This is a genomic window from Variovorax boronicumulans (assembly GCF_030812215.1).
GTDB lineage: Bacteria > Pseudomonadota > Gammaproteobacteria > Burkholderiales > Burkholderiaceae_C > Variovorax > Variovorax boronicumulans_C.
The window spans coordinates 304,344-319,662 of record NZ_JAUSSG010000001.1; the positions used below are offsets into that span (position 1 = coordinate 304,344).

The window sequence follows — 15,319 nt, forward strand, 5'->3', positions numbered from 1 at the left end:
GGATGCGTGAGACCGGCCGTTTCGCGCCCTCGCCCACCGGCCCGCTGCACGCCGGCTCGCTGGTGGCTGCGCTCGCAAGCTGGCTCGACGTGCGCGCCCGCGGTCCGCAGGCGCGCTGGCTGATCCGCATCGAGGACGCCGACACCGAGCGCTGCCTGCCCGGCATGGGCGAACACATGCTGCGGCAGCTTGCCGATTGCCACCTGCTGCCCGACGAAACGCCTGTGTGGCAGACGCAGCGCACCGCGCACTACGAGGCGGCGCTGCAGAAGCTGCAGGCCCTCGGCCTCGCCTATCCCTGTGGCTGTTCGCGCAAGGACATCGACATCGCGCTCGCCCGGCTCGGCCATCGGCACGAACGGCATGGCGAACGCGTGTACCCCGGCACCTGCCGCGACGGCCTGCATGGCAAGCCCGCGCGGGCCTGGCGCTTTGCCACCGAGAAGTTCGAATCGGCACAGCCGGGCGAACTCCGCTGGACCGACCGCCGCCTGGGCGAACAGCACCAGGACGTCAGCCGCGAGGTCGGCGATTTCGTGCTGCGCCGCGCTGATGGCCCCTGGGCCTATCAACTCGCCGTGGTCGTCGACGATGCCGAGCAAGGCGTGACCGACGTGGTGCGCGGCGAGGACCTGGCCGACAACACCGCGCGCCAGATCCTGCTGCAGCGCGCGCTCGGCCTGCCGATGCCCGGCTACCTGCACACGCCGCTGGTGCGCGGCGCCGATGGCGACAAGCTCTCCAAGCAGAACGGCGCCACGCCCATCGACACCGCGACGCCAGAAGCCGCGCTGGCCGCGCTCGATACAGCGGCGCGCGTGCTCGGCCTCGGCCCCACAACGGCCACGTCCTGTGCGGCCGCATTGGCCGGCTGGGTCCCCGAATGGCGCGCTCTCTACAATTCGCGGCCGTAATGACCTTTCCCGACACCGTGCCCCACGACCTCCCGCCCAGCGACGACAACGCAGAAGACAGCGCCGGCGACGCCAGCAACAAGCCGCATCCGCTGCACCGCCGCCTCAAGAGCTTCGTGAAGCGCGCCGGCCGCACCACCGACGGCCAGGCGCGGGCCTTTTCCGAGCTGGGCCCGCTGTTTCTCATTCCCTACGCGCCCGAGCCGCTCGACCTGACGGCGGCCTTCGGCGGCCGCGCCGCGCCCACGGTGCTGGAGATCGGCTTCGGCATGGGCGAGGCCACCGCGCACATCGCCACGGTGCGGCCCGAGACCAACTTTTTCTGCTGCGAGGTGCACGAACCCGGCGTGGGTGCGCTGCTCAAGCGCATCGGCGAGCAGTCGATCCCGAACATCCGCATCTGCGCGCACGACGCGGTCGACGTGCTCGACCACATGCTGCAGCCCGGCACGCTGGCCGGCGTGCATGTGTTCTTTCCGGACCCGTGGCACAAGAAACGCCACAACAAGCGCCGGCTGATCCAGCCCGAATTCGTGACCAAGCTGGCGCAGCACCTGCGCCCCGGCGGCTACATCCATTGCGCGACGGACTGGCAGCCCTACGCCGAGCAGATGCTCGAGGTGCTGTCGGCCGAACCGCTCTTGCGCAACACGGCCGAAGGCTATGCGCCGAAGCCGGAATACCGGCCGCTCACCAAGTTCGAGAACCGCGGCATCAAGCTCGGCCACGGCGTGTGGGACCTGGTGTTCGAACGCGCCTGAAGAAGAAGAAGAAGAAGAAAAAGTCCGCTACTCGGTCTGGAAGCGAAACGGCAAGCGCATCCGGGTGCGCGCCGGGCGTCCGTCCGCCGAGCGCGCCGGATCGAAACGCCATTCCTTGAGCGCATCGGTCACCGCCTTCGACAACAGCGGGTGCGGCGACCTCTCGATGCGGACGTCCTCGGCCCGGCCTTCGGTGCCGACGTAGAACACCGCGATCACCTGGCCCTCGACGCCCTCTTCCGCCAGTACGGTGGGATATGCAGGAATGCGACGCTCACGGATCACCGCCGTCGCCGCGATGGCGGGCGTCGCTGCGGGCGGATCGAGGCGGCCTGCCCCCACGGTGGGCGGCGCGGCAATCATCGCCGACGCCGGCTCCTGCGGGGATGGGGCGGGCTCCGCCGGCACCGCGATTTCGACCACGTCGCGCGGCGGCACGGCGCATCCCACGAGTGCGATGAACACCCCCAAACCACCCCAGCGAAAAGCAAATTTCATAGGGCAATTCTGTAGCAGGCCCGCCTATCGCCCTGGCCTCGATATTGCTACACTTTTTTACTACTGTAAGTAAAAGGGTGTCCAGATGAACAAGTCACGCAGGGAATGGCTGGGCAAGGCGTACGGCGCGCTGCTGCTGGGAGGCGGCATCGGCATGACCCACGGGGTCTCGGCGCAGACGCGAACCGGCGGTGCGCCGCGCGTCGTGCTGCTTGGGCAATCGGTGCCGCTGACGGGCAGTGCTTCCGAGATCGGCAGCGCCTTCGCGGCGGGCAGCCGGCTCGCGGTGAGCGACTTCAACGCGCGCAACGCCACCACCGGGCTGCAATTGAAACTGGTGCAACTCGACGACGGCTATGACGCGGCACGCGCCACCGCCAACGCGCGCACCCTGCTCGGCGCCCAGAAGGCCGACCTGCTGTTCGGCTTCGTCGGCACCGCCAGCAGCGAGGCCGGCGCGAACGTCGCCACGCAGCAGGGCAGCCTGCTCTTTGCGCCGTTCGCAGCCTCCGACAACCTGCGCGGCGCCGAGCATCCCAATGTGTTCCATGTGCGGCCCGGCATGATCGACGAGGCCCTCAAGATCGTGCGCCAGTGCGCCACCGTGGGGCAGACGCGCGTGGCGCTGGTGGGCGACGACGACGCCATGGGCCGCGCCGGCCTTGCGGCCGTGCAGCAGGCCATCACCGAACTCAAGCTCACGCCGCTGGTCGCGAGCGCGCTGGTGCCCGCGGGCGGCGACAAGCTCGATGCCGCGCTGAAAGAAGTGCAGAAGCAGTCGCCCCAGGCGATCGTGCTGGTGTCGCTCTCGGGCACCACCGCCAGCGCCATCCGGAAGCTCCGCAAGAGCGGCTATACGGGCAACTTCATGGCTTTCTCGATCGTGGGCATCGATCCGCTCTACGCGGAGCTGGGCAAGGACATCGGCGGCATCGTGATCTCGCAAGTGGTGCCGTCGCCCCGGCCGTCGGCCATTCCGATCGTCAAGGAATACCTCGCGGCGGTCGACAACTCGGACCAGACCGCCTCGTACGAAGGCCTCGAAGGCTTCATCGCCGCCAAGGCCGTGGGCGAAGCGGTGCGCCGTGCGGGCCGCGGCTTCAACACCGCGACGCTGCAGCGCACGATGACCGCGATGACCGACTACGACGTGGGCGGCTTCCGCATCAACCTTCGCCCGGGGCTGCGCGACAACGTGCGCAGCATCGACCTGATCAGCATCTCGGCGGACGGGCGCGTGCTGCGCTGATGGAATTCAGGCGGCGCTGTCGAGCAGCAGCTCGGCAAACCGCTGCTGCACGTACAGCGCCGTCGCGCCGAGCGGCCGCCCCTGCAGCCACAGCATGCGCACCGACAGCCGTGGCAGCGCCAACGCGGGACACGGCACCTCCTTCAAGGCCTGGCGGTAGCCCTCGTAGTGCGCGATGTTGACGGGCAGCACGGCCCATCCGAGCTTGTCGGCCACCATCTCGGCCGTGCTGTAGAAGCTGTCGGAACGCCAGACGCGCGGGCTGTAGGCCACCTCGTGCACGTCGTCCGCATGCATCAGCAGCTGCCGATGCCCGACGAGGTCCTTGCGCCGCACGGTGCGGCCGTCGGCCAGCGGATGGTCGACCGCCACGAACACGCCCTGCGGCACGCTGCCGATGCGGCGCAGCTCGAAGCTGGCCCGCGCCGGACCGCGGTCGAAATGAAAGGCCAGGCTGGCGCGCTCCTGCTCCACGTAGTCGGCCACCTCGGTGGCGGTGCCGTTGAGCAGCGTGAGTTCGAGGCTCGGAAACTTCACCGATATCTCGCGCAGCAGCGTGGCGATGGCGGTGTACGGCAGCGCCTCGTCGAAGGCCATCGAGAGCGCGCCCTCGTTGCCCTCGTGCAATGAACGCGCGCGCTGGTCGAGCTGCTCGGCCTGGCGCAGCAGCTCGCGCGCTTCGAGCAGCAGCACCTGCCCGGCTTCGGAGAGCTGCGCATTGCGGCGCGAGCGGTCGAACAGCGCCACGCCAAGGTCGGCCTCGAGCAGGCCGATGGCGGTGCTCACGGCCGACTGCGCCTTGCCGAGCCGGCGCGCGGCCGCGGAGAACGAGCCGCAGTCGGCGGTGGTGACGAACTGGCGCAACTGGTCGACGGTCCATTCCATGGCGCTTCCTTTTTCATCCATCTATTTATCAGATGGGTTTCATCTTTATTCATCCATTCTATTGAAGCAACATCGGCAATCCAGGCGAGGCGACCTTGCCCCGTCCCTGAAAAAGAAAAGTCCCGTTCGCATGCCGATCTCCCGTCTCGCGATGCCCCGCATCCCCACCACACCGCTGGCCCTGAACTGGTGCCACGACCCCGCGCAGGAGGCAGCCATCGCCGCGCTGTTCATGCGCCAATTGAGCCCCCGCTACATCTCGCACTCCGAGCTGCAGGGCGCACGCGCCGTCGCGCCCGGCGAATGGCGCCGCGACCTGCCCGAAGTGCTGCGCGCGGAACTCCGCGAGACGCTCGCGCTGCCACAGGCCACGGCTCATTCGCTGATCGCAACCGCGCACGCCGGCGACGCGTTGGCCGCCATCGCGCTGGTGTCCATCGACGAGACCCGGCTCGCCGCGCGCACCTTTGCCACGCTCGACGACCTCGTGGTCGATGCGCCGTTCCAGTCTGCCGGCGTCGGCGGCCGGCTGTTCGACTGGGTCTGCGCCGAACTGCGCGGACGCGGCATCGCGCGCCTGTTCCTGGAAAGCGGCATCGGCAACCAGGGCGCGCACCGCTTCTTCGAAGCGCGCGGCTGCGCGCCGGTCTCGGTCACGATGCTCAAAGAGCTGGAGGCCTGAACGATGAATCCCGTGTTCAGGAAATGGATCACGCTGGTGATCGTCTCGATGGCGCTGCTCCTGATCGTGGTCGACATGACCGTGCTCTACACCGCGCTGCCCACGCTCACGCACGACCTCGCGGCCTCCTCGTCCGAGAAGCTCTGGATCGTCAACGCCTACACGGTGGTGGTGTCTGGCTTCCTGCTCGGCATGGGCGCGCTCGGCGACCGCGTGGGCTACAAGCGCATGTTCCTCGCGGGCCTCGTCGTGTTCGGCGTAGCCTCGCTGTGCGCCGCCTATGCCGGCAGCCCCGCGGCGCTGATCGCGGCGCGCGGCCTTCTGGGCGTGGGCGCCTCGATGATGATGCCGGCCACGCTGGCCATCATCCGGCTGGCCTTCGCCGACGAACGCGAGCGCGCGGTCGCCATCGGCGTCTGGGCCTCGGTCGCCTCGGGCGGCGCCGCGTTCGGCCCGGTGGTCGGCGGCGTGCTGCTCGAGTACTTCTGGTGGGGCTCCGTGTTCCTCATCAACGTGCCGGTGGTCGTGCTCGCGCTGGCGCTCGGCGCCTGGCTGCTGCCGGGCCAGCGCGCGAACGGCACGACGCGCCCGAAGCCCTTCGACGTCATCGGCTCGGTGCAGGTGTTCGTGGCCCTGGTCTGCCTGGTGCTGGCGATCAAGGAATTCGCCAAGCCCGAGCCCTCCGGCCTGGCGATGGGCGTCAGCGGCGCGCTGAGCCTGCTGGCCATGGCGCTGTTCGTGCGGCGCCAGCGGCGCAGCGCGAGCCCGCTGGTCGACTTCCGTCTGTTCCGCGACCCTTACTTCTCGGGCGGCGTGATCGCGGCCATCGTGGCCTCGGTGGCGCTGATCGGCGTCGAGCTGGTGTTCAGCCAGCGGCTGCAATTGGTGACCGGCCTCTCGCCGCTTCAGGCGGGCCTGGCGATCCTGCCGGTGCCGCTCGCCGCCTTCGTGGCGGGGCCGCTCGCGGGCATGGTGCTGCCCCGCACCGGTTCGCGTCCGCTGATCCTCGGCGGCCTGCTGGCCACCGCGCTCTCGCTGTGCGGCCTCGCGCTGGCCGTCGATGCGACGGGCGTGCTCAAGCTCTCGGTGCTGGTGCTGCTGGGCCTCGGCGTGGGCGCGACCATCACGGCGGCCTCGAACGCGATCATGAACAACGCGCCGGCCGAACATGCCGGCATGGCCGCGTCGATCGAGGAGGTGTCGTACGAACTGGGCGGCGTGCTCGGCATCGCGCTGCTCGGCAGCGTGCTCTCGTCGACCTACACGGCCACGCTGGCCATTCCCGACACGCTCGCGGTGCCGGCCTCGGCCCGCGACGGCATCGACGGCGCGTTGCTCGCAGCCGAGACGCTGCCCACGCAGATCGGCACGCAGCTCGTGGCGCTCGCGCACACGGCCTTCGATCAGGCCTTCTTCGCGGTGATGGCTGTGGCCGTGGCGATCGTCATCGCGGCTGCGTGCTCGGTGGCCATGCTGGGCAGGCGCAGCGCGAAGCCGCGCTGCGCGTAAGCCGTCAACGCATCAGCCGTTCGCCGCCTCGTCGATCAGCGCTGCCACCTCCACCGGCTTCGACGCCAGCGAGGCATGGCTCGCGGCCAGCGTGATGACCTTGCGTGCGCCCAGGCGCGCCGACATGCGCTCCTGGTTGGCCGGCGCGATCATGCGGTCGTCGCTGGAAATCTGATACCACGAGGGCTTCTTCTTCCAGGCCGGCGCCGTGATGGCGTCGCCGAAGGTGCTGGCCAGCGGCGCCTTCTGCGTCACGCCCATCACCAGCCCTTCTTCGGCCGTCAGGTCCTGGCAGAAGCTCTCGTGGAATTTCTCGGGCTTGACCCAGAGGTAGCCGTCGCTGTCGGGTGCGAGGTTGGGCACCGCGACCGGCGGATGTTCCTGCGTGATCGCGCCTGGGCTCTCGCCCGCATCGGGCGCGAAGGCCGCGATGTAGACCAGCCCGACCACGTTGGGCAGATCGCCCGCCTGCGTGATCACCGCGCCGCCGTACGAGTGGCCCACCAGCAGCACCGGGCCCGGCACCTGCGCCACCAGTTTGCGTGTGCGCTCGGCGTCGTCGGCCAGCGAGGTCAGCGGCAGTTCGACCGCGCGAATGCCTGTGTGGCCCTTGCGCGAAAGCTCCACGATGACCTTGCTCCAGTGCGCCGCACCACCCCAGAAACCATGGACCAGAACGACCGTCGGTTTATTGCTCATGATTTGAATACTCCCTGTGAAAACAAAATGCCGCCACGCCAACATGGCAAGGCGGGACGTTCTTATACGCCGCCTCGCATGCTTTTTCGGTGACGCCCATTCAGCCCGTACTGACAAGCCGCTGCAGCGCGTCGAGCGACAGCAATTCGATGCGTCCGTAGCCCAGCGCAACCACGCCTTCGCCCGCCAGCGCATTGAGTTCCTTCGAGAGCGTCTGGCGCGTCACGCCGAGCATCATCGCGAGCGCTTCCTGCGGCAGCTGGAGGCTGTGCCGCAGGTGCACCGACTGCGTCGCATCGCCGCGCGCGAGCACCAGCAGCCGGTGCGCCACGCGCGCGCGCAAGCTGCGCAAGGTCGCGTCTTCCGCGAGGCCGTAAAGCATTCGCACCCGCGCCGCGAGCATCGCGCCGATGGCGTTGGAGAACACCACGTCGCGCATCTGCCGCGCGAAGGCTTCGGGCGACACCACCAACAGGTCGAGCGCTTCGAGCGCGGTCGCATCGTGCGTGCGCGGCGAGCCGTCGATCAGCGTGATCTCGCCGAACCAGTTGCCCGGCTCCAGCACCGCGAGGATGGCCTCGCGCCCGTCCTGGCGCAGCGACGAGATCTTGATCGTGCCCGCCACGAGCCCGTAGAAGCCTGCCCCCGCAGCCTGGATCGGATCGCCCTGCCGGAAGATCATCGCGCCGCGCCGCACGTGGATGAGTTCGGCCGCGCCCACCAGCGCGTCGCGCTGCGCGCGCGGCATGCTGGTGAACCACGGGTTGCCCTCCAGCGCGGCACGGTGCGAGGCGGAGAGTCGCGGCTTGGTGGAAGGAGGCATGGGAGAACGCTTGGTTGCCTGTGGACACAGGGGTTTACCAGCACCCCGCATTGTCAAATTCTTGACAGTTGAGCGTCAAGTGCAGGTCTACAGTGGCCGGCACACCCACAGACCCAAAAAGCGGAGACGACACGATGAGCGAACGCGCAGGTTTCACGAGCATGCAGGAAAGCACGCGCGAAGACTGGCAACTGATCGGCGGCGAGTTCATGCAGTTCGCGGGCGGCCTGCCCGCACGCGTGATCAAGCACCTGCAGATTCTCGAAGGCGACTACGGCGGCTTTCCGGTCGACCGCTACACCCACTCGCTGCAGACCGCCACCCGCGCCCTGCGCGACGGCCGCGACGAGGAGTACGTGGTGTGCGCGCTGTTGCACGACATCGGCGACACGCTCGGCAGCTTCAACCACCCCGACATCGCCGCCGCGATCCTCAAGCCCTTCGTGAGCGAAGCCAACCACTGGATGGTGCAGCACCACGGCATCTTCCAGGGCCACTACTTCTTTCACCACATCGGCCTGGACCGGGACATGCGCGAGAACTTCAAGGCCAGCCCGCACTACGAGCGCACCGCCGAGTTCTGCGCGCTCTACGACAACCCTGCCTTCGACCCGAAGGCCGAGACCCTGCCGATCAGCGAATTCGAGCCCATGCTGCGCCGGTTGATGGCGCAGCCCAAGCAAAGCATCTACAAGACCGTGCTGAAAGAGCCGGCCACGGCCTGACCCGACACAAAGGACCCACACCATGAACGCAAACTCCCAATCCGAAATCCAGAAGCTCGTCTCCGCCGAAGAGTGGCAACTGCGCGTCGACCTCGCCGCCTGCTATCGCCTCGTGGCGCTCTACGGCTGGAGCGACCTGGTGTTCACGCACATCAGCGCGCGCGTGCCGGGCCCCGAGCATCACTTCCTCATCAACCCCTACGGCCTGATGTTCGACGAGATCACCGCATCGAGCCTGGTGAAGGTCGACCAGCAGTGCAACAAGATCATCGAGTCGCCCTACCCGGTGAATCCGGCCGGCTTCGTGATCCACAGCGCGGTGCATGCCGCGCGCGAAGACATCCAGTGCGTGCTGCACACCCACACCAAGGCCGGCATCGCGGTGAGCGCGCAGAAAAACGGCGTGCTGCCCATCAGCCAGCAATCGACCTTCGTGCTGGCCTCGCTGGCGTACCACGACTACGAAGGCGTGGCCTTCCGCGACGACGAGAAGCCGCGCCTGCAGGCCGACATGGGCCACGCCAACTTCCTCATGCTGCGCAACCACGGCCTGCTGACCTGCGGCAAGACCATTGCCGATGCCTTCCTTTCGATGTACACCTTCGAGAACACCTGCCAGATCCAGATTGCGGCACAGTCGGGCGGCAGCGAACTCACGCACGTCGACCCGAGGATCATCGATGGCGTGGGCCAGGCCATGAAGGTGCAAAGCGGCGGGCTCGGCGGCATGTTCGTCTGGCCTTCGCTGATCCGGAAACTCGACCGCATCGACGACAGCTACAAGCAATAAGACAGACGCGTCGATCGACGGTTTCCACGGCTGCCAGCGCCCGCGCGACGGGTGCCGGCAGCCATTTTTTTAGAGAGAAGAACCAAAGAGGAGACAACAAACCATGGACGCCACGCTCATCGTGACCCGGTTCCTGTTCGGCGCGCTCGCGCTCGTGATGTTCGGGCTGGGGCTGTCGCTCTCGCTCGAAGACTTCCGGCGGCTCTTCAAGCACCCGAAGGCGGTGACCATCGCGCTGGTGCTGCAGGTCATCGGCCTGCCGCTCGCCTGCTACGCGATCATCGTGGGCTTCGGGCTCTCGCCGGTGTTCGCCATCGGGCTCATGCTGCTGGCGGCCTCGCCGGGCGGCATTTCGGCGAACCTCTTTTCGCACCTGTTCGGCGGCAACGTGGCGATGAACATCTCGCTCACGGCCGTGAACACGCTGCTTTCGATCGTCACGCTGCCGCTCATCGCCAACTGGGCAATCAACCATTTCGCACAGAGCGGCCAGGTGGTGCCGCTGCAGACGCGCAAGCTGGTGGAGGTGATCGCCATCGTGCTGGTGCCAGTGGCCATCGGCATGTTCGTGGCGTCGCGCAAACCCGGCTTCGCGGCACGCATGGAAAAGCCCACCAAGATCTTCAGCGCCGTGGTGCTTGCAGTGGTCACGGTGCTGGCCATCGCGAACGAGTGGAAGACCATCACCGCCACCTTCGCGGAGATCGGCATTCCGGTGCTGCTCTTCAACCTCGTGAGCCTGCTCGCGGGCTACTACCTGAGCCGCGCCGCGGGCCTGGACAAAGCGCTCGCCACCGCCATCAGCTACGAGATCGGCATCCACAACTCCACGCTCGCCATCTTCATCGCGGTGAGCGTGCTCGGGAGCTTTCCGCTCGCGCTGCCGGCTGCCATTTACTCGGTGGTGATGTACATCACGGCCCCGCTGTTCGGATGGTTGCTGCTGCGGCGCGGACAGCCGGCCGTTGTGCCTGCACGATGATGCGCACGGGCAGCGCCGAGTCAGACATAGCCCTACGGCCACGACGGAAACCCGCTTGCCGGGGGCCGGGCGCGTTGTCTGCAGAATAGGAGGCCATGCACGTTCGAAAAGCGGCGCTCGCCGCCCTCCTCTCCCTCTCCTCCGGCTTTCTTCCCCCCGCCTTCGCCGCCTCTGGCCTGGCCGCCCCCGCGCCCGCCGACGTGGCGGACGCGCGCATCGAGTCGCTGATCGCGCGCATGACCGTCGAGGAAAAGGCCGGCCAGCTGAGCCTTTTCGGCCCCGCCGACATCAACATCCCCAACAACCCGCAGACCGCCTGGCGCAACGGCCAGCAGGAGACAGCCGACGTGCGCGCCGGACGCGTCACCGGCCTTTTCAACAACGCGGGCCTGGAAGGCAAGCTGCGGCTGCAGCAGGTGGCGGTGCGCGAATCGCGGCTGGGCATTCCGCTGATCTTCGGGGCCGACGTGATCCACGGGTTTCGCACGATCTTCCCGATGCCGCTGGCCGAGGCCTCGAGCTGGGAGCCCGCGCTGGCCGAACGCACCACGCGCGCGGCGGCGGTCGAGGCCACGGCCGATGGCTTTCGCTGGACCTTTGCGCCGATGGTCGACATCGCCCGCGACGCGCGCTGGGGCCGCGGCCTCGAAGGCGTGGGCGAAGACCCGTACCTCGCGCGCCAGTTCGCGGCGGCGCGGGTGCGCGGCTTCCAGGGCAGCAGCCTCTCGAACGCCGATTCGATGCTCGCCACGCCCAAGCACTTCGCGGCCTATGGCGCGGCCGAAGGCGGGCTCGACTACAACAGCAGCGACATCTCCGAGCGCACGCTGCGCGAGGTCTACCTGCCGCCGTTCCGCGCGGCCATCGACGCGGGCGCGCTCTCGGTCATGAGCGCCTTCAACGAGATCGGCGGCATCCCCTCGACCGCCAACCACGCGCTGCTCACCGGCGTGCTGCGGGACGAATGGAAGTTCAAGGGCTTCGTGGTCTCCGACTTCACGGCCGACGAGGAGCTCATCGAGCACGGCTATGCCGCCAACAGCCGCGAGGCTGCCAAGATGGCTTTCATGGCCGGCACCGACATGAGCATGCAGAGCGGGCTCTACATGCGCCACCTGCCCGACCTCGTGGCGTCCGGCGAAGTGCCGATGGCCCGGCTCGACGAGGCAGTGCGCCGTGTGCTGCACGTCAAGCAGAAGCTGGGCCTCTTCGACGACCCCTTCCGCGGCCTCGACGGCCCACCCGCTGCCAAGCGCACCGAGAACCCCGAGTTCATCGCGCTCGCCCGCGAGGATGCGCGCCGTTCCATCGTCATGCTGAAGAACGAAGCCAAGCTGCTGCCGCTGCCCAAGGCCGGCACGAAGATCGCGCTGATCGGCCCGTTCTCCGAAGGCACGAAAGACCTGATGGGATCGTGGAGCCTTTTCCCCGGCCAGTCGGCGCCGGTCGGCATCGACGAAGGGCTGCGCGCCGCGCTGGGACCCGATTCGTCCCTGACGATCGCGCGCGGCTCGAACGTCGAATCGCCGCTGCCCGGCGGCATCGAGGCCGCGGTGGCCGCCGCGCGCGATGCCGACGTGGTGGTGCTGGCCATCGGCGAGAGCCAGAAGATGTCGGGCGAGTCGCGCTCGCGCAGCGACATCGGCCTGCCGCAGCCGCAGCAGGACCTGGCTGAGGCCGTGGCCGCCACCGGCAAGCCGGTGGTCGTGCTGCTGAGCAACGGCCGCGCGATGGCGCTCAAGGGCGCGGTGCGCAATGCGCGCGCCATCCTCGTGACCTGGTTCCTCGGCGTGCAGACGGGCCACGCCATCGCCGACGTGGTGTTCGGCGACTTCAACCCCTCGGGCCGCCTGCCGGTGAGCTTTCCGCAGACGGCAGGCCAGGTGCCCTACTACTACGCCCACAAGCGCACCGGCCGGCCCTCGCCCGAAGGCGCGCCGGGCACGTCGTTCAAGACGCGCTATGTCGATGCGACGAACGAGGCGCTCTACCCCTTCGGCTTCGGCATCGGCTATGCGCCCGTGCGCTACGACGACGTCGAGCTGAGCCGAGAGCGCATGACGATGGGCGACACGCTGCGCGTGCGCGCCACCGTCACCAACACCGGCATGCGTGAGGCCGAGGAAGTGGTGCAGCTCTACCTGTCGGAACGCGCCGCGAGCGTGACGCGGCCGGTGCGCGAGCTCAAGGGCTTCCAGAAGGTGCGCATCGAGCCGGGTGCATCGAAGGTGGTCGAATTCACGCTCGCCGCGGCCGACATGGCATTCATCGGCCGCGACATGAAGCCCGTGGTCGAGCCGGGCGAGTTCGACCTGTGGGTAGCGCCCTCGGCTGCGGGCGGCATCCGCAAGCGCTTCGTATTGACCCGCGAGTGACCCCGCCAGTGAGCCGGGCGGCTCACTGGCCGTTCAGGTCCGCGCCCATGCTTGCGTGCGTGGTCGATGCCGACAGGTTCGCCGACGCCACCGGCGGCTGCACCTGCGATTCGAGGATCTCGGTCGGGTGCATCGCGTTGTTGGCGCGCACCGCCTCGGCCTGAACCTGCGCGCGGTCGGCGCCCGCGACCTGCGGCTGCACCTGCGATTCGGCGATCTCGGTCGCGTGGATGCCGTTGTTGGCGCGCATGGCCTCCGCGGCCACCGCGTCGCGCGACTGGGTCGAGTGCGATGGCTGCGGATAGTCGGGATCGGCGAACCCGCTCGCATGCGCCAGCGAGGCCAGCACCAGCGCCGGCGCGGCGGCGATGCAGAGGGCAACGGTACGAACTCTCATGGGTGTCTCCTGGAGTGATTGGTTTTTTCACTCTAGGCCGGCCCACTTACAGGCCCGTGAGAGCTTGCTTAGACCTGCGTGAGAAGGCACCGATGCGCAGGTGCCTTTTCACGCCTTGTCAATCGAACACGCCCGTGAACGCCACCCGGCTCACCACGCCCGAGCTGGTCACTCCCGCGCCGAACGTGACGCTGTAGCGGCCGTCTTCCGAAGTGCGGCGCAGCGATCCGCCCATCGCGTTCTCGCTGCGGAAATTGCCCAGGCCCACGGCATAGCTGACCTTGCCGGGCACGACCGGTGCGGCTTCCATCGCGGCAACGCCCGCGATGCCCGCATACGAGCGGCGTGCGTTGTCGCTGATCTCGTTCTGCAGGCGCGCAGCCGTGAGGTCGGTGTAGGCCTTGCCGAACGGCAGGCCCTGCGCCGCGACGGTGTCGGTGTACGCATTGGCCGAGGCCACGCCGTTCTGCACCATGCCCTGCACCTGGCCCACGTTGGTCGCGTCGGTCGGTGCGCTGCCGGGCGCCACGCCGGTGACCTGGCGGTTGCCCAGCGCCACTTCGCCGGCCGACGACTGCAGCCCGGCCATGCCGGTGGCCACGTAGCCGGTTTGCGCGCCGCGCGTGGTCACGCTGCCCGCGCCGAGCGCCACGCTGTTGGCGTGCTGCACGAGCGCGTTGGCACCGAGTGCGATGCCCGAATCGGCCCGCGCCTCTGCGCCGCTGCCGATGGCCATCGCGTTGTCGGCACTGGCGCGCGCCGAGGTGCCGATCGACAGTGTCTGGCTCGCGTTCACGTAGATGCCCGCGTCGTTGCCGATGGCGATGTTCGCGTTGCCGCTCACGCGCCGGCCGGCGCCGTTGCCCTGTGCGGTGTTGTCGTTGCCTGTCACGCCCTGCCCGGCCGTCGCGCCGAAGGCCTGGTTGCGGTTGCCCTGCACGCCGCCGCCCGCGCCCTGGCCCGTCGCGATGTTGCTGTTGCCCGAGACCTGTGCGCCGGCCATCTGGCCCGAGGCCTGGTTGCCCGAACCCGTGACGCCCGCGCCGGCGCCCGCACCGCTGGCGATGTTGTTGCTGCCGTTCACGTCGCGGCCCGCGCTGTTGCCGTAGGCCTGGTTGTTGTTGCCCGTGACGTTGCCGCCGGCACTGGTGCCGTAGGCCTCGTTGTCGGAGCCAGTGACGTGCTGGCCGGCGTTGGAGCCGGTGGCGTCGTTGCGGTTGCCGGTGACGAACTGGCCCGCGGCGTAGCCGGTCGAGTTGTTGTAGTCGCCGGTGACGTTCTCGCCCGAGCTGCGGCCCATGGTCTGGTTCCAGCCGCCCTTGACGTCGGTGCCCGCGTAGTAGCCGATCGCCTGGTTGGCGTTCTTGCCCGACACGTTGGTGCCCGCGCCCTCGCCGATGGCCAGGTTCCAGTTGGTGCCGACGTTGTTGCCCGCGCCCTCGCCCATCGACACGTTGTTGCTGCCGGTCACGTTGTTGCCGGCGTTGGTGCCGATGCCGGTGTTGTCGCTGCCCGTGACGTTGCTGCCGGCGCCATTGCCCATGGCGTTGTTGTTGCTGCCCGCGACGGTCATGCCGGCGTTGGTGCCGGTCGAGTTGTTGTCCGAGCCGGTCACGCCGCTGCCGGCGTGAAAGCCCGTCGCGTTGTTGTGATTGCCCGTGACGTTGTCGCCCGCGCTGCGGCCGAAGGACTGGTTCCAGCCGCCCTTGACGTCGGTGCCCGCCTGGAAGCCGATGGCCTGGTTCGCGTTGTCGCCGCTCACGTTGGTTCCTGCGCCGTCGCCGATGGCCAGGTTGTACTTGGTGCTGACGTTGTTGCCGGTGTTGGTGCCCATCGCCTGGTTGTTGGTGCCGGTGACGCCCGTGATGCCCGTGCCGGCACCGATCCCGAGGTTGGACTTGGCCGGGTCCCAGGTGATGGTCTGGGCACGACCGAGACCCGCGCCGGAGCCGAGCGCGACGGCCAGCCCGACCAGGGCTGCGCCGCGCGTTGCGCGCTTGTGTTTCATGCTTTCCTTCTTGTTGCGGTTG

Annotated in this window: 15 protein-coding genes; 9 read left to right on the forward strand and 6 right to left on the reverse strand. The window is 68.5% G+C overall.

The window, feature by feature from the left end; all coding sequences use genetic code 11:
- The first annotated feature begins 2 nt into the window (after positions 1–2).
- Together gluQRS and trmB are read left to right on the forward strand one after the other, a co-directional pair.
- Positions 3–914 carry a tRNA glutamyl-Q(34) synthetase GluQRS gene (gene gluQRS / locus J2W23_RS01455; protein WP_307647410.1) on the forward strand — a complete coding sequence of 304 codons (912 nt, stop codon included), beginning with the start codon at positions 3–5 and terminating at the stop codon, positions 912–914.
- Positions 914–1,675, forward strand: coding sequence for a tRNA (guanosine(46)-N7)-methyltransferase TrmB (gene trmB / locus J2W23_RS01460; RefSeq protein WP_307647411.1), 762 nt, complete (start codon positions 914–916; stop codon positions 1,673–1,675). Before gluQRS ends, trmB begins: the two co-directional genes overlap by 1 nt.
- A 27-nt stretch (positions 1,676–1,702) precedes the next feature.
- Here the strand turns inward: trmB and J2W23_RS01465 are convergent, their stop codons facing one another.
- Positions 1,703–2,173 (reverse strand): energy transducer TonB, encoded by a 471-nt coding sequence (locus J2W23_RS01465; RefSeq protein WP_307647412.1) that lies wholly within the window; start codon positions 2,171–2,173, stop codon positions 1,703–1,705.
- A gap of 85 nt (positions 2,174–2,258) precedes the next feature.
- On the opposite strand from J2W23_RS01465, the gene J2W23_RS01470 reads away from it, so the two are divergent.
- Complete coding sequence (locus J2W23_RS01470) at positions 2,259–3,422, forward strand: ABC transporter substrate-binding protein (RefSeq protein WP_307647413.1); 1,164 nt, start codon at positions 2,259–2,261, stop codon at positions 3,420–3,422.
- A gap of 6 nt (positions 3,423–3,428) precedes the next feature.
- On the opposite strand, the gene J2W23_RS01475 is transcribed toward J2W23_RS01470, so the two are convergent.
- Positions 3,429–4,307, reverse strand: a complete 879-nt coding sequence (locus J2W23_RS01475) for a LysR family transcriptional regulator (RefSeq protein ID WP_176658033.1) — start codon at positions 4,305–4,307, stop codon at positions 3,429–3,431.
- A 130-nt stretch (positions 4,308–4,437) separates the two neighbouring features.
- Here J2W23_RS01475 and J2W23_RS01480 point away from each other — a divergent pair, with 130 nt between their 5' ends.
- Both J2W23_RS01480 and J2W23_RS01485 read left to right on the forward strand, forming a co-directional pair.
- Positions 4,438–4,989: a GNAT family N-acetyltransferase gene (locus J2W23_RS01480; protein ID WP_218104487.1), complete on the forward strand. Its 552-nt coding sequence runs from the start codon at positions 4,438–4,440 to the stop codon at positions 4,987–4,989.
- 3 nt (positions 4,990–4,992) lie between these two features.
- Positions 4,993–6,498: an MFS transporter gene (locus J2W23_RS01485; protein ID WP_307647414.1), complete on the forward strand. Its 1,506-nt coding sequence runs from the start codon at positions 4,993–4,995 to the stop codon at positions 6,496–6,498.
- Positions 6,499–6,510: 12 nt separating this feature from the next.
- On the opposite strand, the gene J2W23_RS01490 is transcribed toward J2W23_RS01485, so the two are convergent.
- Both J2W23_RS01490 and J2W23_RS01495 read right to left on the reverse strand, forming a co-directional pair.
- Positions 6,511–7,197 (reverse strand): alpha/beta hydrolase, encoded by a 687-nt coding sequence (locus J2W23_RS01490; protein ID WP_176658035.1) that lies wholly within the window; start codon positions 7,195–7,197, stop codon positions 6,511–6,513.
- A 100-nt stretch (positions 7,198–7,297) separates the two neighbouring features.
- Complete coding sequence (locus tag J2W23_RS01495) at positions 7,298–8,020, reverse strand: Crp/Fnr family transcriptional regulator (RefSeq protein ID WP_307647415.1); 723 nt, start codon at positions 8,018–8,020, stop codon at positions 7,298–7,300.
- A 134-nt stretch (positions 8,021–8,154) separates the two neighbouring features.
- Here J2W23_RS01495 and J2W23_RS01500 point away from each other — a divergent pair, with 134 nt between their 5' ends.
- The 4 genes from J2W23_RS01500 to J2W23_RS01515 all read left to right on the forward strand — a co-directional run bounded on the left by J2W23_RS01500 (position 8,155) and on the right by J2W23_RS01515 (position 12,892).
- Positions 8,155–8,745, forward strand: a complete 591-nt coding sequence (locus J2W23_RS01500) for an HD domain-containing protein (RefSeq protein WP_176658037.1) — start codon at positions 8,155–8,157, stop codon at positions 8,743–8,745.
- Positions 8,746–8,767: 22 nt separating this feature from the next.
- On the forward strand, positions 8,768–9,535 hold the full coding sequence (locus tag J2W23_RS01505) for a class II aldolase/adducin family protein (protein WP_042580147.1): 768 nt from the start codon (positions 8,768–8,770) through the stop codon (positions 9,533–9,535).
- Between the two features lie 103 nt (positions 9,536–9,638).
- Entirely contained in the window at positions 9,639–10,517 is an 879-nt protein-coding gene (locus J2W23_RS01510) for a bile acid:sodium symporter family protein (RefSeq protein WP_176658038.1), read from the forward strand.
- A 95-nt stretch (positions 10,518–10,612) separates the two neighbouring features.
- The gene (locus J2W23_RS01515; RefSeq protein WP_307647416.1) at positions 10,613–12,892 is read left to right on the forward strand and encodes a glycoside hydrolase family 3 N-terminal domain-containing protein; all 2,280 of its coding nucleotides are present in this window, start codon (positions 10,613–10,615) and stop codon (positions 12,890–12,892) included.
- A 22-nt stretch (positions 12,893–12,914) separates the two neighbouring features.
- Here the strand turns inward: J2W23_RS01515 and J2W23_RS01520 are convergent, their stop codons facing one another.
- Together J2W23_RS01520 and J2W23_RS01525 are read right to left on the reverse strand one after the other, a co-directional pair.
- Positions 12,915–13,289 (reverse strand): hypothetical protein, encoded by a 375-nt coding sequence (locus J2W23_RS01520; protein WP_307647417.1) that lies wholly within the window; start codon positions 13,287–13,289, stop codon positions 12,915–12,917.
- A 118-nt stretch (positions 13,290–13,407) separates the two neighbouring features.
- On the reverse strand, positions 13,408–15,297 hold the full coding sequence (locus J2W23_RS01525; protein WP_307647418.1) for a YadA family autotransporter adhesin: 1,890 nt from the start codon (positions 15,295–15,297) through the stop codon (positions 13,408–13,410).
- Positions 15,298–15,319 lie beyond the last annotated feature (22 nt).